The sequence below is a fragment of the Leptospira soteropolitanensis genome (assembly GCF_026151655.1).
Classification (GTDB): Bacteria; Spirochaetota; Leptospiria; order Leptospirales; family Leptospiraceae; genus Leptospira_A; species Leptospira_A soteropolitanensis.
In genome coordinates, this window is sequence record NZ_JAMQPN010000006.1 from 229,331 (window position 1) to 250,508 (window position 21,178).

The window sequence follows — 21,178 nt, forward strand, 5'->3', positions numbered from 1 at the left end:
AAAATCCACTGATCCATCTCTGTTCTTAATTGAGGTCTACTGATGCAACGCAACTTCCAAACCTCCACTTGGTGGCTAAATTCGTTAAATGAAACATTATTATACCTAAATGTAACCGGTAGGACTAAGTGCGGAATCGGCAGCATAAAGATTCCAAAAATTCGGAGCCAATTAGTTTGCCATTCGAAAAACAAAGCCGATATGGAGACAGGTCCTTGTTAAGTTTAGAAATCCTCTAATTCTACTCCTACTCTTTGCGAGTGGAGTGTCTGCTTTCATGGGAGAAATTTCCAATTTCATAATCATTACCGTTTTGATCTTTTTAAGCGTTCTCTTAGATTTTTTCCAAGAACATAAAGCAGAAAAAGCAGCAGACAGTTTACGTCATTCCGTTTCGAAACAAACAACGGTAATCCGAGATTCAAATAATATCAGTTTACCTGTTTCACAAATCGTACCAGGCGACGTTGTTTTACTTTCGGCAGGTGATATGGTTCCTGCCGATGTTCGATTGTTAGATGCAAGTGATCTCATAGAAGCATCTAATGCTGTATTTATGGGCACCAATGTGATTAGTGGAAACGCCAAAGTACTTATTGTAAACACAGGGCTAAACACAGCTATGGGTGCCATCGCAGACAATCTAACTAAGGCCCCACCTCAAACCTCTTTTGAAATCGGTACAGAAAAATTCGGAACTCTTACTGAAGCAAAAATCAAGTCAGAAAAACATGTAAACCCAAATGGAGAAAAGAGTCTACGTGTTTTAGAATTGGCTTACCTGAAGAGTTTCCGTATTAATCAATCATTCTGAAAATAAAAAGCGTATGCTTGTAGTAAAAGGTGCACCAGAAGAAATCATTCAACATTGCACTTATTTTGAGACGGACGAAAAAAATATTCAAAAAATAGATGCTAAGGCATTGGAAAAAATTCGTTCTGTTTATTCCTCTTTAGAAATGAAAGGATTTCGCGTACTTGGAATTGCGTGGCGAGAAGAAAATATCGAACACACTCATGCCGTAGTAAGCGATGAAACAGAACTAACACTTTCAGGATTTGCCGCATTTTTAGATCCGCCAAAGGAAAGTGCGAAATCCGCCTTATCTGCATTAAATGATATTGGATTATCGGTAGATTCAGCTGTGGATTTCGCAAAGGAAGCGGCAGATATGATTTTACTTAATCATGATTTACGCGTGTTATATGATGGAGTTATAGAAGGAAGGCGAACTTTTGGAAATATTATGAAATACATTATGAAGGGAACAAGTTCGAATTTTGGAAATATATTTAGTATAGCCGGAGCAGCTTTATTTTTACCTTTTTTGCCAATGTTACCCACACAAATCCTTCTTAATAATTTTTTATAAGATCTTTCGGAAGTACCAATCCCTTTAGATGAAGTAGATCAAGATGAATTGAAAACACCTCGCGTAATGGATATTGGTTTTATTCGAAACTTTATGTTAACCATAGGACCCATAAGTTCCTCCACCTATTGAGTTTTATGCAGTACTTGCTTTGATGGTTGCTGTTTATTAAGTTGTAGTAGAATCAGTGAAACGAATTTTCTATTATGTTCACAATAAAAAAAAGGATACCTTGCGCCAGGGATCGTAGCAGAAATCCTTTCGCAATAAGCGAAAGATTGGAGCGGAGAGCCCGGTCGAGCCCTCATTGGATTTGGTTTAATTAATCCAATGCGAGGCGCCCCAATCCAAACGGTCGTTATTCGGATGTTTTTTTCTTTTTATCGTTTTTCTTTGTTTTGGCCTCTTTGGCTTTTTCATTCATTTCTTCTTTTTTCTCTTCTCTTTTTTCCATTCGCGAAGATCTCATCTCATCTAGTGTCACGGATCCGTCAGCGTCTTTGTCAAGTTCGGTGAAAAAACCATCATGGAACTTTTGCCATTCTTCCTTAGAAACTTTGTTATCGCTGTTGGTATCCATTTTTTTGAAATGATCCCCTGCCATCGCCTTCTTTCCATGTCCATCATGATCATGGGCAAAAACAGAAGACGATGCAACCAAGGCAACACTCGTTAAAATAGTTAGAATTTTTTTCATAGAAAAACCTCTAGCATATCTTTAAACATTTTTTTCCCTTAGTCAACACCTTCACAAACTTTTAAGATTCGAATTTTTTTACATTCATTCTATTTTTACAGTCCAAAATGATTCACGTTCGTTTATCATTTAGTTTCAGTTTTCGTTTTAGTTTAGCCAAAATTTTGAATTCGATACAAACAGGACTGAGCGATAGCCGCACTATCAACTACGTATGCTAGGCAATCTTTTGACCAAGTTTCTCTCGTTTTTTGGTCCTTAATTTTTGATATTGATTTTTCGTATAACAAACTACAAATGTAACGTGTCATTTGGATCATTAAATTTTCAGCCACTGTCTCTTTTCTAGTTTCTTCCTGAATGTTTCTCATTACGAGAATGGATTCTTCTAAAACTCTTTCTTGTTCCAAAAGAAAAGTGGATGGTGTTTGGATCTCCGCTTTCAAAGAATTGAGATACTTTCTAAAATTTCCATCACCTGCCATACCGGCAAGAATGGCACCTGTAGCAATGCGGACGTGAATTTGGCTTGTTCCTTCATAAATGGTATTGATTCTTGAATCCCTAAACATTCGAGAGATATCGTAATCTTCCGTGTAACCAGCTCCGCCAAACACTTGCACTGCGAGATTTGTACATTTATGCCCTTCTTCTGAACTATAATACTTAGCCATTGGAGTGAGAGTGGATGCGAGTGTGGACCAATATTTCACCTTTTCATCTTTTCTGATTTCTCTGTCGTCCTTACCCGCTTTTTCCATTCGAATTTGATGATGTTGGTACATATCAATCACACGTGCAGTTTCTAGAGTGAGAAGTCGCATTGCATTTGTTTCCCGTTTGATTTTATGAATCATCTCGGCAACTGCAGGAATTTCGCCAATGGGTTTTCCGAATTGTTTTCTTTCATTAGCATACTTCACACATTCAAAATAGGCAGCGGCTCCTCCACCACAACCACCAGAGGCACTGACAAGACGCATAAAGTTAGTCATACCGGCTGTATAACGAGTGAGGCCAAGTCCTTCTTCTCCTAAAATTTCGCCATATGTATTGTCATAAACTATTTCGCAAGTAGGAGAAGCATGTATCCCCATTTTCTTTTCAATTCCTGCAACGAATACATCTTCACTCTTTACAATGAAAACCGATAAACCTCTTGCTCCACCTTCCGATTTACCAGTTCGGGCCAATGTAAGAAGAAGAGCCGGATGATCTCCTAAACCACAACCTTGTGAGATAAATCGTTTTGTTCCTGTTAAACGGTAACTACCATCTTCCTGTTTAACAGCAACAGTTCTTACATTATTAAGATCTGATCCGTAATCAGGTTCTGTAAGCGACATAGCAAACAAACATTCACCTGTTGCTGCCTTCGTAGCATAAGTTTCGACCTGTTCTGGCGTTCCAAACCGATCCACAATTTGTGCTAAATTGAGTAAGGTGGTTGTCATACAAAAAGCGACATCCGCTCGTGCCATAAGCATTGCATACAGTGCACCAACAGTGGCAGGAAAAGCAAGTCCACCAGCTTCTCTGGAAAGGGAATAAGCCATGAGTCCTGTGTTACGAAACTTTTCATAAATCTCGATGGTTTCTTTGGGAAAAATCACTTTTCCATTCAAGTATTTTAATTCATTACGATCCATGATTTGAGATTTTTGCGAGACATCATTTCCAAAAAAATCTCCCATTGCTTCCAAACTGGATGTATATAATTCAAATGCTTCCTCTTTAGTAGAAGGTGCCATTTCATAACGAGGGTTATTTGTTTTTACAAATGTCTGGTGATCAAAAAAACCTTCTCCTTCGGTTTCTTTGATGATAGAATCCCAATCAAGAATTTGGTTATAGATTATTTGTAAATCTTCGTCTTCTAAAAAATAGTTATTTGCGATCATGTTTTTCTCCTAATGAATGCTATGTGCTGCTTGTAAACCTTCTAAAAAGGCACGTTTGGCATCAATATTTCGTGGATCTTTGGCTCCACCAATTATGATAACTTGTTTATTTGGATGTTTATTTTTAAATTCCTCAAATAGTGATGTTTCTTTTTCTTGTCCCACACAGAAAATCAGTGAATCACAAGGATATAAAAATTCTTCCCCATTTTTTAATTCTACTTTTAATCCCTCTTTTGTGACTTCTTTGTAAGTAAGTCCATGAAAGAATTCAACTCCGACAGATTCTAACTCTTGTTTGAGAGCCCAAAATGTAGTCGGTCCAAGACCTGCCCCATGTTTTCCATTCCTACGAAACACAGCTACATCCCGATGCGCCTTTTCTTTTTGTACAGCCGCATTGGTAAACGAACTAATGTTATATTTTTTATCGTAAGAACTTAAAGTTAGATCTCCTTCTTCAGTCAATCTATGTGCCACATCCACACCAATTCCACCACCACCAATCACCGCTACTCGTTTACCTGGTTTGAATTTTCCGGTGAGATACTCAGTATAATTTCCCGAAGGTAGATTTTCTAGCCCTTTTAAGGAAAACTCACGAGGTTTCACTCCACTCGCAAAAATAATGACATCGGGATTTTCTTTTTCTAACAATGTTAAAGTTGCTATCGTATTTAATTTGATCTCGACACCAAGAGCCGGAAGTTCATTGGAAAAAAAACGAATGGTTTCTTTAAACTCTGACTTACCAGGAATATGAGAAGCCAATTGAAATTGTCCACCGAGTAAGTTTGCTTTTTCATATAAGGTGACTTTGTGGCCAAGATTTGCACTGGCGCGTGCTGCTTCAAGTCCAGCAGGTCCCGATCCAATAATAAAAACTCTTTTAGGATCCTTTGTTTTTGGTTTCGAATATTCTAATTCATGGACTGCTTCTGGATTAACGATACAAGACACAAATTTTTCTTGGAAGGCATGGTCAAGACAGGCTTGATTGCAAGCTACGCAAGTATTGATTCGGTTGGAATTCCCTGTTTGGAATTTTTTTACGATGAATGGATCGGCAAGAAAAGGTCTTGCCATCGAAATGATATCGGCACTTTTTTCATCAAAAACCTTTTGCATGGTGATGGGATCATTTACTCGGTTCGATGCAATGATGGGAACCCCTGGTGTCTTTTCTTTGATACGACTGGCAATAGAAACCCAAGCCCCCCTGGGAACTAACTGGCTTATGGTTGGAATTCTCGACTCATGCCAACCGATTCCTATGTTCAAAGCTGAGACCTTTTCATCCCGCAAAACATTTGCTAACTGAACAACTTCCTCAAAGGTTGGGTTACCTGGTATAAGATCAATTCCAGACATACGAAAGATCACAGGGAATCCATCTGGTAATTGTTTTTTCACAGCACGAAGAACCTCTATAGATAGGTTCATCCTTCTCAGAGAATCGCCGCCAAAATAATCATCTCTTTTGTTAGTCACTTGCGAAAAGAATTGGTTTAGTAAATAACCTTCACTCCCCATAATTTCAACAGCTCCAAACCCTGACTCCTTAGCAAGTTTGGCAGCCACCCCAAAATCCTCGATAGTTTTCCAACATTCGTCTTCTGTCAGAGCCTTTGGCACATAACGATTGATTGGCGCACGAATGGCAGAAGGGGCTACACAATTTCTATCCGCAGCATACCTACCTGCATGAAAAAGTTGGGCACACATGGTTCCCTTACCAAGAAGTAGCTCATTCATACGTTTTAGCTCTTTGGCATGTTCTGGATTTTGGATGTTAAAAAAAGTTCGAGACCCTTTGCCTTCTTCATTCACACTAATCCCGCCTGTGACAATCAGGCCCACTCCCCCTTCGAATCGTTTGCCGTAAAAAGCTGCCATTCTTTCTGCAGTGCCAGTTTCTCCTTCCACACCAAGATGCATGGAACCCATAATAAAACGGTTTGGGAGAGTAAAATTACCAATGTGGATCGGTGTAAATGCTGGATTCATTTGTTTTTCTAGTCCATAGATTTGAATTAATTTACCATTGGTAATATTTAAAGTTTCAAAGGCAAGCCGGAAAATTACCACCGGTAATTAACACTAGTCATTAAGAGTGTCTACCTGAAAATTGGGGAAATGGCGATTTCGAAAAAAAAGTCCTCACCCAAAAAAACAAAGGCAGTGGGTCGCCCTACCAAAGACAACGGAGTGAATGTAAAAGAGGCCCTCATCCAAGCTGGGGTTGAACTTTTAGAAAATACATCTTTGGAAGATATCTCTCTGCGAAAAGTAGCCGCACACGCTGGTGTAAGCCACGTAGCAAGTTACCATCATTTCGAAAACAAACATGCTTTATTCTCTGCCATCGCCGAAATCGGATTCCAAAAGTACTTTGAGACATACCAGAAGGAATTAGAAAAAACAGACCAGGACTTTAAAGGCAGATATCGTGCCCTTGGATGGACCTACTTTCAATTCATTATGACTAACAGACAGTTCGCAAGAATTATGTTTGGTGGTACTGGTGTAGATGCAAAAACACATCCCACACTACTCGCAGTTTCCAGAAGAACCTATCGGCAGTTACACGAGATTATTAGATTAGGACAAAGATTAGGACATTTAGAGAAAGGAAATACCAGGGAAAAAACTTTGGCTTCTTGGGCCATGATTCATGGAATTGCAATGTTATTTTTAGAAGGCAGGTTACAGATGAAAAATGATATCCAGGAAATGGAAAAATTCATCCAAACGGTAACTGAATATGCAATTAACGGCATGAAATAAAGCAAATAATTAAAACGATAAATTCTCTATTTAGGTTTGCAGACTTCAGGTAGATAATTTTTTAAATACGAGATCGTTGCCTTTTTTGTTTCTCCCACCATCCAAGGAGTAAAGTCTCCATAAGTCCTGTAAGAAAGTTTCAATAGAGAATCGGCAATGGAAAAGGCAACCGCGAAGATAGGATCTGCATTTTCAAAGGTTGGTAGTTCGAACCGGTCCATAAGTCCTAGTTTGGCAAGGTTTGCCAGTTTTGCATCTAACTCTTGTCCCACTTGACGCATTTCAGGGTTACTCATTCTGTATCCATAAATCAAACGAGGAAAAGCAATTTCTTTATTAGTGACTTCCACTGCCACGTCGATCGAACGTTCGATGTATTGTTCCCAAGAATGAAAAGTTTCTCTTTTTAATAAAAGAGATTTTTCAATTAAACTTTCTGAATGTAACAATCTAATTCCGTGAAAGATTGCTTCTACATTAGGGAAAAAATGATATGCAGATGGCCTTGGAATATTGGCTTCTTTGCAAATATCCGCAAAACTAATCTCTTCTGGAGATTTCTCTCTAAGAAATTCCAAAGCAATCGTTAAAAGTCGTGTGCGCCTATTTCTGCCTTGTTTGCTTGTGAATTTAAAGGGCCTGGATGCAAGATCAGGGGATAAGGATGCGTCTACCAATTTATCCATACTACGAGCCTTCTAGGGAATCTTACCCAGTCAATCCCGTTGTAAAGAAAATACCTGACCTTTTTTAAGGGCCAGGTGAGTGATTGTTCAGATATTACTGCACAGTGAATTGATTTGTGACCCCTTGGTAAGCGCTGATCGCTCCAGTCCAACCAGATTTCCAATGGCCCCGGTGTCTAAGTCGATAGGTCCCTGCTGGAAAAGATGTGGTATTCCAAGAAACATTGATTTTGGAATAAGCGATTCCATCCCTTTGCCATCGGTATGTTGTGGAAGGATCGTAATCCCTTGCCACCACTGTCCACGTTGATCCATTTTGTTTTTCCACATCCACAAAACTACTTCCGATAAGCATGTTATTTTTTGGATGAGCACCCCAGAAGACGGCATTCACAGTGGCACCACTATTATAGGAAGCAGATGGTTGAGTCACTACATTACCAAAACTCTTAAAGAGAGGCACATCATCAAAGACCACACCTGTTTGGAAAGTGGCTTGGTAATTGGTAAGATCTGGTGGGATAGGACCTGCAGGGGAAGATGCTCCATTTCGCATAGCACTTGCTAGTTTTCCAAATTCTTGCTCATATCCAAGTAAAGTGTTCGGTCCAAATTGAGTCGAAGCTCCTTCATATTGTTGTGAGGAATATTCTTCTCTTGTTGTCAGATACGAAGTATAAGAATTGGATAACCCTGCAATCACAGTGTATTCGTTTTCCAAAACATTTTTTACTAGAGAACGAAGCCTTCGACCCGCCATAGTGGATACTTCGGCAGGAATGGCAAGGATTGCTAAGTTTCCTATTTTAATGATCTGCATAGGAATCACAGGTGGAGTCCAAGGATTCCCATCGAAACTTGCCACACCCGTTGGGATCAGAACAGGTTTTTCCGCATGACAAAGTTTATATGCCTCGCTCACAGAAGACGGCCAAAGAACGCCAAGGAATCCACCGAGGAAACTAGCTTTAAATGCATCCGCAGTATTTGTATTCCAATCAAGGGAATCGACAGTGGTTCCTTCATCAAAAAAATCGACAGAGACAGCATTATCTTCCACACTTCCGGCCGAAAAAGAAGCACCCATCCCCGCAGGGCAAGTAGTGGTTCCTAAACTACTGATATAAAGGTTCGAAAAGTTAACATAGGTATGTCGAAAGTCCACAGAACCTGTCAATTGAGTATTGGCAGAAGAATACAATGATTGCGCTTTGTTTAATTGTTTTTCGGCAATGATCTTTTGGCGCGCATAATCATTCACTCCATCGGCAGGACCCCAAAGGTTCGGTGTCACATCACCTGCATTCGATTGAGCAAAAGCAGCCACGAAGGTTTGGTTTGCGGAATAGTTTGCACTTTTAGACTTTTCAAATAAATAAGAAGCAAGCCCTTTATTATCACCACCAATGAGTTTATTTGTTGGACCAACGTTTGTTGGATGTACTGCAAACCAGTTCACCATCCCAAGTTCCCGACCATCGGCCGCAACTAGTTTCAACAACGTCATCGTTTGGTCTACGTTCGATCCATAAAAGTTTCTTTCACTCAATGGGTTTTTATCGTAAGCAACTGCAGAACGATTTTTACTAGCATCAGTTAGGTTCCCTTGATTGATGTAAACATTTCCGGGAACTAAATTTTGGTGAGCTAATTTGATAGAACGATAAATCCCATCCACAATTACTTCATAGTTTTCTTTAATAAAACCTGCTGTAGTCGCATTGTATAAAAAATAATGTGAATAACCACCTGGACCACTATGAGTATGTGTTGCAGAAAGCAAAAAATTGGCCTCATTGTAATAAGGAGAAAGTTCTGAATCCAAAGCGATTTTTTTACTCACCGCTTGTTTAATGGATTGGAAAATCATACCCAAATCAGCGCTGACAAATACCACTCGTTTGGAAGCATCTCCAATGATATAGGCCCTTGACCATAGGCGCATATAAATCCCTTCCGTTTTTTGCGCTGTTTCCGCAAACCCCATCATCCCTACTTCTGCAGCAGGTCCTGTGATGTCGTAAATACCTGCACCGACTAAATAGGGCGACGAACCAAGGGAAGGTGACACGGCCCGGCTCACACCAGACGCACTGGCCAAATCCAACTGAGAACTCTCACTCGCACCGGCGCTGACGAGTCCGAGTAGGGGCGATGGGGATGGCTTCTGGTCGGAACAATGCAAAACCAGAAAACTGCAAATCATGGTAACACCCAAGCGCACTCGGGATTCTTTTTTGGAATTCATATACTTTCTCCGAATCTAAATTTCTAAATAAAACAGTTTTTCGCTTGGGTTTCCTCTCGTGGCCAAGGTCGATCCAAAACCAAATTCGGTTTATAAGTCTAAACAGTGTTAAAAATATGGCAAGAAATTTAATCGACATGTGTCGATTTTTATAGAGCAGTGTTCAGGTTTCCGCTACAATGAGAAGGTAATTTCCGTTAGAATCGGACAGAATGGAGGGGTGATGCGATAAAAACCGTTCCCAATTACAAATGGTAAGTCAATTTCCAATTTCACTCAGGTGCTTTTTCCGGATGAGGATTTCTCAATTACATATTTACGGAAATTTGATGTCATTTTTTTAATCGACAAACGTCGGTCAATATGATGCAACTGGCCAAAACCCATTCCCCAAGGAATGCCAAACGAGGAATTATGAAACCAAACCGAAAACAGGGAAACCTAGGCAGAGGCCTGATTCACATTTTTTTACTCAGCACTCTTGCCTGTACTCCGGCAAAAGATAGTGGGTCAAACATGGTTACCTTACTATTATTAGGCGGAAATAACCAACCGGGAACTACTGAAGTTCGTTCCTTTGGATCTTCAAGGGTAACCGCAATGGCAACGTCCCCGCATAATCTAGATTACAGCCTCACATCCCAAGAAAGAGAAATTTTGATTTCAGAAAAAACAAACAACTCGTTCACAGACCAGATTTTTGTGGATGGACTTGGTCGAGAGGTCAGTTTCCGAGGATTTAATATTTCAGGGAATATGAAACTGGCACAACATGGGTTTAAACCATTTGCCAATGAATCCGATGCAGAGATTGCTTTTACTAGGCTCGGAAAAACCACAGGATCAAATATTATTCGTTATACGATAGCTTGGGAAGGTATCCATCCTGCAGTAGATACAATTGATTATAATTACCTAGATGCGGTCATAAATCAAATCAAAAAAGCCACGGCCAAACGAATGTACATTCTTCTTGACTATCACCAAGATTTGTTTTCACGTCATCTCTTTCATAAAAACTCTTGGCATACAGGAAATGGCGCTCCGGCTTGGATAACCAAGGGAGGAAGTTATCCAAACGAATACTGTGGCATAATTTGTGCTAGTTGGAGTCAAAACAATTTAACAAACGAAGCAGTTCGTCGTGCCTTTCGCAACTTTTGGAACAATGCCCCACTATCTACAAATTCCGGAACAAGGAATATGCAAACAGAGTTTCTATGGCAAATCGGAAAAACATCTGCCTATCTAAAAGATAAACTTAGTGCAGAAGAATTTTCTTATATACTCGGACTTGATCCATTTAATGAACCAGTGGACGGAGGAATGGAAGGATTAACGCCTGCTCAGTGGGACAATCAAAAGTTATGGCCAATGTACAAAAAAATCCGTACCATTTTAAATCAAAATGGATGGGAAAATAAATGGGTATTTGCTGAACCTTTAGTATTTTGGAATACAAATATTGGTTCGGCGATTGCACCAGCAACAGGAGGTGGTCATTTGCTCTCACCACCTGGTCCAGGATTTGTATTTAACTCTCACTTCTATGACGCAGGGCGTATGGGGACTGATCTTACTGGAATTGATAATGCAACTTATTTCAAATATTTAGATGAAATCAGAAATGAATCCAGGTTTTTAAAAATCCCCGTTTTCCTGAGTGAATTCGGGATGTGGCTGAAAGGAACTGGTGCAAAAGATACTCCTCGAATGATCAGTGCCGTTTACCAAGCGATGGAGATTTCCGATGGGAACCAAAGTAACAAATCAAGATTTGCCGATTTTTACAATCCCATTGTATCGGGAACGCAATGGCACTGGGATTATTATTACAATAACCATGCAGAATATATGAATGGAAATCTAAATAAACTTGTTACTACAAAAGATGCCTGGAATGAAGAAGACTTTTCAGTGGTAGGAAATTATGGAACCAGTTTCAACTTAAATAACCATTCCATCGAGCGAGGTTATTTGCGTAAGTCACAAGGCCGGATCATCAGTAGTTATTATAATACGGTTGGATACGATACTTGGAACAATGTATTTTCTTGGGCCGCAATCAAACCTGGAGACTCGGAATCAAAATACTTTGTGGGGAAAAGATTTCAATTGGTCATTTGGAAAGGAAGGTACTCGGATGCTCCCACAGAGGTCTACCTTCCCAATCATTTTGATCCTACGAAGGTTATTTTAGTTTCTGAAAAAAAAATCTATAACCAGTCCATACCAACCACTCCTAACCAGGAAACCAATGAGGTCATCATCACTCCAGATCGGAATCGAGAGGTTGGTTCTGGAAACATTTTACATATATGGGATGATTTGGATCTAGACGAAAATCCGAACTCATCTTATCATTATGTTTTGGTTGTGGATGGAGGAAGTACTTCCTATTCCTTACAAACACTTCAAGAGATCCAATCCAAACTCAACACCCGGATTCTGTTAGAACAAAAAAGTCCGATCTATTTAACGGGGAAAATGACATACGGCGGATACCCCGCCGAATCATCAAATTAAAGTTAACTTACTTTCTCTTGGATTTTCCAAATTCCTGATTTAGCTGTTTCTTTGGCATAGGTCTGAAAGTCTTTTGGCTTTCTACCTAGTGCCAGCTCCAAATCGTTCGTGACTGATTCATTCCTTCCATCTAGGACTGTGCGAAACAAATAATCGATTAACCATAAAACATCATCTGGAAGCCCAAATTCTTTTAGAGTAACCAAATAATCATCTAACGGAAGTTCCTCGAACAATATCGATTGATTTGTGGTTTTTGCTATCGTTTGAAAAACATCTTTAAAACTAACAAGTTCTGGACCTGTCAGTTCATAGAGTTTATTTTTATGTTTGTCAGTCACAAGAGAATCAAAGGCAAGTTCACAAAGATCATCCAAATCCACAAAGGGCTCCTTGGCTGCTACCCTTGGAAATAAAACCTTACCTTCTAAAATTGAGTCGAGGAACATTCCCTCGCTAAAATTTTGTAAGAACCAACTTGATCGAAGTATGGTCCACTCTAATCCTGAGTTTTGTACAATTTGTTCGCAAGCTCTTGCTTCTGGTTCACCTCTTCCAGATAACAAAACAAGACGTTTTACCTCGTTTTTTTGACAAACTTGAACCAAGGACTGGATGGCCTTCAAAGATGAAGGTACTGCCAAATCTGGTTGGTAACTAATATAAACCTGGTCGATTCCTTGAAGGCAGTCATTCCAACGTTCTGATTTTTCCCAATCAAAGGATGGTTCCGCCTTTCTTGATCCCAACCGAACAGGAAAATTGGCTTGTTTGAGTTTTGATAGAATTCGTGATCCAGTTTTTCCACTGGATCCAATGATGAGTGTTTTTGGTTTCATATATTAAAGAATACAAGAAATCAAAAAAGAAAAATTGGACAAACCCGACAGAATTTAGTTTTTTTCTCTGAATTGAAATGGTTTTTTTTTGGTGAACCACTTAAATTGGCGGATAAAATGAGATTGGTCCGAATACCCACTAACATACGCTACATCCGTGAGCCTAGAATTGTTTTCTGTATTTATTTCATTTAAACTAAATTGGAACCGAATGATGGTTGAAAACTGTTTTGGAGTCAAACCAACATAGTTTTGGAATCGCCTTTGCAGTGTTCTCTCAGAAAGTCCATGTTTTTTAGATAATTTCCCAATTTCACAGCTCCCTTTTTTCTCTAATATTTCTTCGATACAAACATGCAAAACCGGGTCTGGGTGAAACTTCTTTCCTTTTTCGATAATGAAATTCATTAATGCCCGGGTAGCCAAAGAAGAAGAAAACTCATCTATCGCCAAACTAAAACTAGGTTCAAAGTTCCAATCGAATCTGGGGATTGTCCAACATGAATTGGTTAGTTCAAGAACAGGAATGTCCAAAGAAAATTCTACGACTGCAGGGAAAAGTTGCAACATCACAAAGAAAAAAGGGCCATTAATTTCAATTTGTATGGGTTCAATGGTTTGCCCATAAACAAACACAGGATCCATTACTTTGGATTCCGATCCAACAAAAACCGTCACAGGTTTTTTAGAATGAAAAAACACAATTCCCGGAAATCCATCCGCATAAAAAGGAAGTGTTTGTTTCTCTTCGCAATTGGATTCAAATACATATACAGATTGGATTAATGTTTTTTCCTTAGGACTTAAATCGGGTTTCCATACTTTCATTCGGTCTTAATGAATCCAATCTTACTACAAACCTTAAACTAGCGGCTTCTCATGTTATGAAACTAAAGAAGGGATAATCCTTGGCCTGCAAGTTACTTAGACTTATATTTTATTACATTGGATTTTTTTTTTAAAAATCTATACTACAAAACAAAATTTCACATAACAAACGTATTTATTTTTTTTCGACAAAACATGATTTTCTTTTTTTACCCATTTACACAGAAGAGAGCAAAAAGGGAATGTGTTCTTAATGGCAAAATTTTCAATTTTAGATTTAGTATTTATCAACGAAGGAAATACAGCAAAAGAGGCACTGGCGAATTCCGTTCGAGTGGCAAAAGCAGCAGAGAGTTTTGGTTATCATCGCATTTGGGTTGCAGAACACCATAACTTTCCTTCAATCGCTAGTGCAGCCACCTCCGTGGTCATTGGGCATTTGGCTGGACATACAAAAACAATACGAATTGGTGCAGGTGGGATCATGTTACCTAACCACTCCCCACTTGTCATAGCAGAACAATTTGGAACCTTAGAAAGTTTATATCCTGGAAGGATTGATTTAGGACTTGGACGTGCTCCCGGAACCGACCAACTCACCTTACGCGCATTAAGGCGAGATGCCATGAGTGCACAATCGTTCCCAGATGATGTCAAAGAACTGCTGACTTATTTTGCAGATGATGGAAATCAATTACAAGTTCGTGCTATTCCAGGAATGGGGACTCATGTTCCCGTTTGGATTTTAGGTTCTAGTTTATTTGGTGCACAGCTAGCTGCCATCCTTGGGCTTCCTTATGCCTTTGCTTCGCATTTTGCTCCAGGAGCACTTATGGAAGCAATCAGTATTTATAGAAAACAATTTAGACCTTCTGTGTATTTAGAAAAACCTTATGTGATGGTAGGAGTAAATGTAATTGCAGCCAATACAGACAAAGAAGCTAACTATCTTTTCACTAGTTCCCAACAATCCTTTACACGTATCCTTAGAAATGCAAGGAGCACTTTCCCTCCCCCTATCGATGATATCGATTCTTACTGGTCCCCACAAGAAAAACAAATGGCTTCCCAAATGTTATCTTATTCAGTTGTAGGCGCACCTGAAACAGTTAAGGCAGGAATAACAAAGATACTCGAGGAAACGAAGGCCGATGAGTTAATGACTGTTACCTCAGTTTTCAATACAGATAAAAAAATTCGCTCTCTAGAAATTTTAGCAAATTTAGGAATTGGATGAAAAGTCAATGAAACAACTATCTAAGTCTTTACTTTTTTTCTCATTCCTAGTATCCCTTTTTTTAACTGCTTCTTGTTCTCGCGGCTGGTTACGCAGTAAAATCCAAGAGCGTTTCCAAAAAAAAATGGAAGAAAAACCAGCACCCATTGCGTCCAGCGACATAAACCAAAAAATCGAAAGTCCTGGTGATTACACATTCACTTTTTCTTTTGAGGGAATCCCTCGTTATTACAAAATTCATGTACCAAAATCATATTCACCTAACAAAGAAACGCCTCTTCTCTTTGTTTTACACGGAGGTGGTGGTGATATGGAAATCCAATCCAACGAAGAATATTACCATCAAATCTCCAAATCTGAAGAAATTGGACATATCGTCGTATTCCCTAATGGTTACAGCAAATACAAATCTGGAAAAATTGCGACATGGAATGCGGGAAATTGTTGTGCCGAAGCACGTGATAAAAAAATCGACGATGTTGGTTTTATCAAAGAAGTATTAAACCATACCACCAAACAAATGCGTATTGATAAATCCAAAGTGTATTCTACTGGGATGTCAAATGGAGCTATGATGACTTATCGTCTCGCTTGCGAGATGACTGATAAACTTGCTGCTATCACTGCCGTTGCTGGAACCGACAATACAATTTCCTGTAATCCTTCTAAACCAATTTCTGTTTTGCATATACATGCAAAAGATGATGATAAAGTTTTATTTTATGGTGGTGCCGGAGATAGTTTTAGAGATAGATCACTTGTCACTGATTTTGTATCGGTTCCCAAATCCATCACAAAATGGGTTCACTTTAATCAGTGTAACCCGATACCCAAAAGAGTCTTAGACGGAACAGGTGTGACTTGTGACGAATACAATGAATGCAAAGATGGTGTAAAAGTAAAACTTTGTATTACTGAAAAAGGCGGCCACTCTTGGCCCGGTGGCAAAAAACCATCATTTTTCTTTGGGTCGGCCGCACCTTCAACGACAATCAAAGCAAATGATGTTATGTGGGATTTTTTTACAGCTAAATAAAGTTATCTATATGACTACTTACTGGTATTCCAAAATTTTGGGATACTAGTTGATAAAACATTTCCACGTTCCGATCATTTTACCCTTACGGAATAAAACCACTTCCCCCATCTCGGCCATTACCTTTTCACTTTGTGTTGGCCGAAAAAAAACGTAATCATCTGGATTTAGTCCTGTCGCCAAACTTCCGTTTAATATACCTTGGTTTGTACTAACACCATAAAGACTATTATCAAAAAGACCCTGCGGAGATTCTTTTATTGCAAGATAAGCCCCACCATAAATAAAATAAGTAACCTGTAGGTTGGGATCCCATAGTGGAAACAAAAACGATATAGATTCTAAAAAAGGGATGGTTGTTCCTTCCAATCGTTTTAAAACTGGAGCCGCAATATAAAATGCTGGTTTGTGTTCCACAAGCGTACTCACATCAAAATCTGTTGGCATCACGAGTGCTGAACCAACAGAGACATCATTTACTACATTCTGATTTTTTTGATAAAATCGATAGGTTTTACTACCACCACCATTCAGAATTAATTCTTTTTCAAACAAGGAAGGGAATTTTGTTTTAAGAGCACCAACAAATCCTTCATATTTTTCCAAAGAGGATTGAATCTCTTTTTCAATAGCCTCGTTTTTATCACCTAACAAATTCGGAACAGAGGCGACATGTGGCTCATAGCCCATAAATCCACCAAACTCTAAATGATTAGGATGATCTTGGATATTCGAAATTATTTGGTTAGTCTCATGGGGATTTGTCAATCCACCACGGTGAAGTCCTATATCAATTTCTAAAACAATGTTTAGTTTTATATTCTTCAGTTTTGCAAATTCTAAGTATTGATTTAACCTTGTTTCAGAATCTACTAACCAATGAATTTTTTGAAACCGATCAATTTTTGTTTTTTGATAAACATCTTCCAAAGCACGGACGGGCATCGGTTTTCCAAGAAGGATATCGAAGGAAGAAAACTCAGGATCACCAAGTAACATTACAAGGTCTCCTGAGTGGAAAACCATAAGGCGCTTTGTATTTGTAGCTTTTGTAATATAACGAAGTAGATCCAAAGAAGGAAGTGATTTTACAACAATACGATAGCGTAATGGAGGTGGAATGTTTTTCGAAAGCGTTGTTAAGTTTTCATCCAAACGGTCCAAATCCAAAAGCACTACAGGTTTCCCAAAACCATTTTTTTTTAGTTCTTTGTTCATTGTTGAAAAATATTCAGAATAGGATGATCCTTTGTCTTTTGGTTTGATGACAAAAACAAAAGCGACAATAAAAAGGAGAAAAAACCAGAGATGAGACTTCCGAACTTTTAACATAAATAACAGACCGACATACTTTGATTACAAAAAGTTAACGAAATATGTAAATAGAAAAACTTTTTTCTTGTTATACGAACACAATCAAACTTAATTTTGTGTATTTTAAATTTACATTTTGTAACTATTCGAGGATTTTCAATTCAATGAAACCCATTTACGATACCTCTGTTCTTTTATATTCAAAACCCACTTTTCTTATTTTATTGAAATCGATGATCTTTTATACTTGGATAAAATCTGCCGCCTCCGCTAATTATCTAAAGGACTGACTCTTCTTTGTGGAATCTGGAATGAAAATGCGTTATCTTATTGCGATATACTTTTCTTTTCTAACTCTATTACCTGTCTACGCGGATCCCAATCTTACGCCCTTTTCGTTAAACGATCCAGACGAATTAGTTAAGTTAGCAGGTCCCTGGAAGTTTAATCCGCAAGATAACATCGCCCAATCCAAAAGAATTTTCCCTGATGCCCAATGGAGCCAATTGTCTGTGCCTGCTCAATGGAATAACGCGGGTTTGTCAGGCTTTCAAATTGGGTGGTACAGACGGTCATTCCAAGTATCAAAGGACTTCAAAAACCTAAGACTGAGTCTTCTCACTCCGATCATTGCCGACGCAAATGAAATTTATATTAACGGAATTCTTGTTGGAAAAACTGGTTTGATATCCGAATCAGGAGAACTAATCAAAAAAAGCAGCCAGATTAGCGTGTATCATATCCCACCAGATATCATCGATTATGGTGGAGAAAATACTATTGCAGTGAGAGTCGCAGACGATGTCGGATGGGGTGGGTTTGTAAATTCCGAATTTTACATTGGTAAGTCGGACCTCATCCAAAAAAAATTTTACAAATACATTATGTGGAATTCAGCTATCTGCTTTGCATTTCTATATTCCGCCATTTATTGTTTGATTCTTTGGATAAGAAGCCGTCAAGAAAGAGCGTATTTAATTTATTTCTTTTTTGCAACCGTTGCAGGATTTGCTACTTTTGGAAATTTATCTCTCCCTTATTTTATTTGGGATAACTTTTGGTTTAACCATTACTTTTTTCATCCCGCATTAAACCTAATAGGTATTTTTGGAACTCTTTTCTTTTTTGAATTTTCAGGAACGAAACCCTCCAAGTTTTTTAAAGGTATCCTATTTTTTCACCTTTGCCTTGCTATCGTATCATTTTTCTCATTTCATCCGTTTGTTTTAAAGATTTATTCAAAGTATACATTGAATATTAATGATATACTTTCTTTATTCGAACTTCTTTATGCCTTTGTTTTCACAGTCAAATCAGTTAAGGAAAATCTACCAGGAGCCTTCATTATCCTAATTGGACAAATTGGATTAGGTATCACAGTAATTTTTTCCATATTAAGTTATCTTCAAATTTATGTTTCTATTTTTGATCGGTCTCTTTCTGAAGGATTTTTATTTTACACATTAAGTTTGTCTTTTGCTTTATCCATTCGTTTTGCAAAGCTCTACGAAGTAACAAACCAATTAAAAAGCGAACTAGAAAAGAAAAACGAAGAATTAATTTCCTTGGACAAAATGAAAAATGAGTTTTTATCCAATACGTCACATGAACTAAGAACTCCACTGAATGGAATCATTGGGATTACCGAGTCGCTCATCGAAGGAACAATGGGTACAGTGAGTACTGGTGTGGCCAAAAATTTAACTTATATTATATCTTCTGCCAAACGTCTTAGCAATTTAGTAAATGACCTTCTCGATTTTTCAATGATGAAAAATCGAAGATTTAAGCTTTTCCCAATAACATTGGCAATCCAACCATCCGTAGAAATTGTATTGAGTTTATTGGAACGAACTGCAAATGAAAAAGGGATCACGCTAATAAACGAAATTCCGGATAACACTCCCTTGGTGTTTGGTGACGAAAGTAGAATCCAACAAATTCTAATGAATTTAATGGGGAACGCTCTAAAGTTTACCGAATCAGGTACGATTCGAATTACCGCAAAACCAATCAACAACGGATTCTTAGAATATTTAGAGATTTCCATTTCTGATACAGGAATTGGTCTTTCCAAAGAAGACCAATTCAGGATTTTTTCACCATTTGCTCAAGCAGATGCTAGTATATCCAGAAACTTTGGCGGTGTGGGGCTTGGTCTCTCTATTACCAAAAATTTAGTAGAGTTACATACTGGAACTATATCAGTTGAATCAGAATTAGGCAAAGGATCAGTCTTTAGATTCACATTACCACTTGCCAATGGTCAAACTGAATTCCAATCTCTACAAAATATAAGTTCTGATAGTAATCATATCTGGATGTCTTCGGAAGACTTACGTGGGAATTTTATCGTCGATCAAGCATATACAGAAAGAATGGAACTTAGCATAAATCTTTCTAAAGATTTAAACCGAAACCTTACCATTCTTGCTGTAGATGATGACCCAATCAATTTAGAGGTCATAAAAATTCAACTTGGTAATTCAGGTTTCAACGTAGTATCTGTATTAGATGGACAGACTGCCATTACTGTAGCCAATGAAATTAAACCAGACTTAGTTTTATTAGATATTATGATGCCGAGAATGAGTGGTTATCAAGTCTGCAAAATCCTAAGAGAATCTTACTCAATGTTTGAAATGCCAATTTTAATGTTAACGGCAAAAAACCGAATTGAGGATGTATTATCAGGATTAGAAGCAGGTGCCAATGACTATTTAGGTAAACCCTTTGATAAACGGGAACTTCTCGCAAGAGTTAACACACTAATTCTACTAAAATCCGCTGTTGAAGAAAAAGAAGATTATTTAAGCATAAAAGCCGAGTTGAAACTCGCAAAAAAAATTCAAGATTCCTCTCTTCCTTTAAATCCTCCGACAGGTGGAAAAGCAAATATCGTATCCAGATACAAACCAATGACATCTATCGGTGGAGATTATTATGACTTTCACACACCAGATGAAAATAGTCTTGGTGTTATAATTGCAGATGTATCTGGTCATGGAATACCGGCTGCCATTGTTGCTGCGATGTTTAAAATGGCATTTAACTTACAAAAACATGTTTCTAAAAAGCCAAATGAAGTATTAACACGAATCAACAAACTTTTATTAGATTCTATCCATAAACAATTTGTCACTGCATGTTATTTGCTCTTTGATTTAGAAAATCAAAGAATTCTTTATGCAAGTGCTGGTCATCCGCCTGTGGCTTTTTATCGAAGAAAAAATAACAAAGTAGAGATGGTTCGCCCTAAAGGAAGGATCCTTGGTTGTTTCCCTGAAATCCCCAATGAAATATTGGATATACCTTTCGCGACTGGTGATCGTGTCATTTTATATACGGACGGAATTTCAGAAGCAAGAAATCTAACTGGAGAAATGTTTGGAGAGGAACGGCTTAGCGATTATATTCTTGAAAATTCAGAGAATCACTCTACAGATCTCTTTGCCGACGGACTATTGGAACATATAAAGGATTTTTGCGGAAAATCCATACCAGATGATGACATAACACTTGTAGTCGTTGACCTCTAGTGCAACCAATCTACGAACTTTTTTTAATTCAAATCAAAATTGAGATGCTATAATTTACGTTAGTTTCAATATCCTTCCTGACAGAATTCCAATGAATGAGAGGATATTATGAGCGAATATATTTACTGTTCTGGACCCATGTTTAGCCCAGAAGAACTCAATACGAT

At 38.2% G+C, this 21,178-nt stretch carries 15 protein-coding genes and 1 pseudogene; 8 read left to right on the plus strand and 8 right to left on the minus strand.

The annotated features are described in order from the left end of the window. Positions 1–181 precede the first annotated feature (181 nt). The 3 genes and pseudogenes from ND811_RS19640 to ND811_RS14025 form a co-directional block, all read left to right on the plus strand. Positions 182–259, plus strand: a pseudogene (locus tag ND811_RS19640) (cation-transporting P-type ATPase); the annotation flags it as partial. Positions 260–277: 18 nt separating this feature from the next. After that, a complete protein-coding gene (locus tag ND811_RS14020) occupies positions 278–814 on the plus strand; it encodes a P-type ATPase actuator domain-containing protein (protein WP_265352483.1) in 537 nt (178 codons plus the stop codon). A 13-nt stretch (positions 815–827) separates the two neighbouring features. Beyond that, positions 828–1,373 (plus strand): HAD family hydrolase, encoded by a 546-nt coding sequence (locus ND811_RS14025; protein ID WP_265352482.1) that lies wholly within the window; start codon positions 828–830, stop codon positions 1,371–1,373. Between the two features lie 358 nt (positions 1,374–1,731). Here ND811_RS14025 and ND811_RS14030 read toward each other — a convergent pair whose 3' ends face one another. The 3 genes from ND811_RS14030 to ND811_RS14040 all read right to left on the minus strand — a co-directional run bounded on the left by ND811_RS14030 (position 1,732) and on the right by ND811_RS14040 (position 5,978). Then, on the minus strand, positions 1,732–2,070 hold the full coding sequence (locus tag ND811_RS14030) for a lipoprotein (RefSeq protein WP_265352481.1): 339 nt from the start codon (positions 2,068–2,070) through the stop codon (positions 1,732–1,734). Positions 2,071–2,222: 152 nt separating this feature from the next. After that, positions 2,223–3,971, minus strand: coding sequence for an acyl-CoA dehydrogenase family protein (locus ND811_RS14035; RefSeq protein WP_265352480.1), 1,749 nt, complete (start codon positions 3,969–3,971; stop codon positions 2,223–2,225). Between the two features lie 9 nt (positions 3,972–3,980). Beyond that, positions 3,981–5,978 (minus strand): oxidoreductase, encoded by a 1,998-nt coding sequence (locus tag ND811_RS14040; RefSeq protein ID WP_265352479.1) that lies wholly within the window; start codon positions 5,976–5,978, stop codon positions 3,981–3,983. 129 nt (positions 5,979–6,107) lie between these two features. On the opposite strand from ND811_RS14040, the gene ND811_RS14045 reads away from it, so the two are divergent. Then, positions 6,108–6,758: a TetR/AcrR family transcriptional regulator gene (locus tag ND811_RS14045; protein ID WP_265352478.1), complete on the plus strand. Its 651-nt coding sequence runs from the start codon at positions 6,108–6,110 to the stop codon at positions 6,756–6,758. A 26-nt stretch (positions 6,759–6,784) separates the two neighbouring features. Here ND811_RS14045 and ND811_RS14050 read toward each other — a convergent pair whose 3' ends face one another. Both ND811_RS14050 and ND811_RS14055 read right to left on the minus strand, forming a co-directional pair. Then, entirely contained in the window at positions 6,785–7,444 is a 660-nt protein-coding gene (locus ND811_RS14050) for a TetR/AcrR family transcriptional regulator (protein WP_265352477.1), read from the minus strand. A gap of 94 nt (positions 7,445–7,538) precedes the next feature. Then, positions 7,539–9,692, minus strand: a complete 2,154-nt coding sequence (locus ND811_RS14055) for a neutral/alkaline ceramidase (RefSeq protein WP_265352476.1) — start codon at positions 9,690–9,692, stop codon at positions 7,539–7,541. A 414-nt stretch (positions 9,693–10,106) separates the two neighbouring features. Between ND811_RS14055 and ND811_RS14060 the strand changes: the two genes are divergently transcribed. Continuing rightward, positions 10,107–12,218 carry a cellulase family glycosylhydrolase gene (locus ND811_RS14060; protein WP_407658904.1) on the plus strand — a complete coding sequence of 704 codons (2,112 nt, stop codon included), beginning with the start codon at positions 10,107–10,109 and terminating at the stop codon, positions 12,216–12,218. A gap of 2 nt (positions 12,219–12,220) precedes the next feature. Here ND811_RS14060 and ND811_RS14065 read toward each other — a convergent pair whose 3' ends face one another. Beyond that, positions 12,221–13,057, minus strand: coding sequence for an SDR family oxidoreductase (locus ND811_RS14065; RefSeq protein WP_265352475.1), 837 nt, complete (start codon positions 13,055–13,057; stop codon positions 12,221–12,223). Positions 13,058–13,111: 54 nt separating this feature from the next. After that, positions 13,112–13,885 carry a helix-turn-helix domain-containing protein gene (locus ND811_RS14070; RefSeq protein ID WP_265352474.1) on the minus strand — a complete coding sequence of 258 codons (774 nt, stop codon included), beginning with the start codon at positions 13,883–13,885 and terminating at the stop codon, positions 13,112–13,114. Positions 13,886–14,138: 253 nt separating this feature from the next. On the opposite strand from ND811_RS14070, the gene ND811_RS14075 reads away from it, so the two are divergent. Further along, positions 14,139–15,122 carry an LLM class flavin-dependent oxidoreductase gene (locus ND811_RS14075; protein ID WP_265352473.1) on the plus strand — a complete coding sequence of 328 codons (984 nt, stop codon included), beginning with the start codon at positions 14,139–14,141 and terminating at the stop codon, positions 15,120–15,122. Between the two features lie 7 nt (positions 15,123–15,129). Continuing rightward, complete coding sequence (locus tag ND811_RS14080) at positions 15,130–16,158, plus strand: extracellular catalytic domain type 1 short-chain-length polyhydroxyalkanoate depolymerase (RefSeq protein ID WP_265352472.1); 1,029 nt, start codon at positions 15,130–15,132, stop codon at positions 16,156–16,158. Between the two features lie 45 nt (positions 16,159–16,203). Here the strand turns inward: ND811_RS14080 and ND811_RS14085 are convergent, their stop codons facing one another. Further along, the gene (locus ND811_RS14085; protein ID WP_265352471.1) at positions 16,204–17,490 is read right to left on the minus strand and encodes an alanine racemase; all 1,287 of its coding nucleotides are present in this window, start codon (positions 17,488–17,490) and stop codon (positions 16,204–16,206) included. 293 nt (positions 17,491–17,783) lie between these two features. Between ND811_RS14085 and ND811_RS14090 the strand changes: the two genes are divergently transcribed. Further along, positions 17,784–21,011, plus strand: coding sequence for a SpoIIE family protein phosphatase (locus tag ND811_RS14090; RefSeq protein ID WP_265352470.1), 3,228 nt, complete (start codon positions 17,784–17,786; stop codon positions 21,009–21,011). Positions 21,012–21,178: the final 167 nt, after the last annotated feature.

Bases quoted from the DNA above. Each gene is read 5' to 3' on its own strand.
- ND811_RS14065 (WP_265352475.1), bottom strand. From the start codon at position 13,057: ATGAAACCAAAAACACTCATCATTGGATCCAGTGGAAAAACTGGATCA.
- ND811_RS14035 (WP_265352480.1), bottom strand. From the start codon at position 3,971: ATGATCGCAAATAACTATTTTTTAGAAGACGAAGATTTACAAATAATC.
- ND811_RS14060 (WP_407658904.1), top strand. From the start codon at position 10,107: ATGAAACCAAACCGAAAACAGGGAAACCTAGGCAGAGGCCTGATTCAC.
- ND811_RS14050 (WP_265352477.1), bottom strand. From the start codon at position 7,444: ATGGATAAATTGGTAGACGCATCCTTATCCCCTGATCTTGCATCCAGG.
- ND811_RS14085 (WP_265352471.1), bottom strand. From the start codon at position 17,490: ATGTTAAAAGTTCGGAAGTCTCATCTCTGGTTTTTTCTCCTTTTTATT.
- ND811_RS14030 (WP_265352481.1), bottom strand. From the start codon at position 2,070: ATGAAAAAAATTCTAACTATTTTAACGAGTGTTGCCTTGGTTGCATCG.
- ND811_RS14090 (WP_265352470.1), top strand. From the start codon at position 17,784: ATGAAAATGCGTTATCTTATTGCGATATACTTTTCTTTTCTAACTCTA.
- ND811_RS14040 (WP_265352479.1), bottom strand. From the start codon at position 5,978: ATGAATCCAGCATTTACACCGATCCACATTGGTAATTTTACTCTCCCA.
- ND811_RS14045 (WP_265352478.1), top strand. From the start codon at position 6,108: ATGGCGATTTCGAAAAAAAAGTCCTCACCCAAAAAAACAAAGGCAGTG.
- ND811_RS14055 (WP_265352476.1), bottom strand. From the start codon at position 9,692: ATGAATTCCAAAAAAGAATCCCGAGTGCGCTTGGGTGTTACCATGATT.
- ND811_RS14020 (WP_265352483.1), top strand. From the start codon at position 278: ATGGGAGAAATTTCCAATTTCATAATCATTACCGTTTTGATCTTTTTA.
- ND811_RS14025 (WP_265352482.1), top strand. From the start codon at position 828: ATGCTTGTAGTAAAAGGTGCACCAGAAGAAATCATTCAACATTGCACT.
- ND811_RS14080 (WP_265352472.1), top strand. From the start codon at position 15,130: ATGAAACAACTATCTAAGTCTTTACTTTTTTTCTCATTCCTAGTATCC.
- ND811_RS14075 (WP_265352473.1), top strand. From the start codon at position 14,139: ATGGCAAAATTTTCAATTTTAGATTTAGTATTTATCAACGAAGGAAAT.
- ND811_RS14070 (WP_265352474.1), bottom strand. From the start codon at position 13,885: ATGAAAGTATGGAAACCCGATTTAAGTCCTAAGGAAAAAACATTAATC.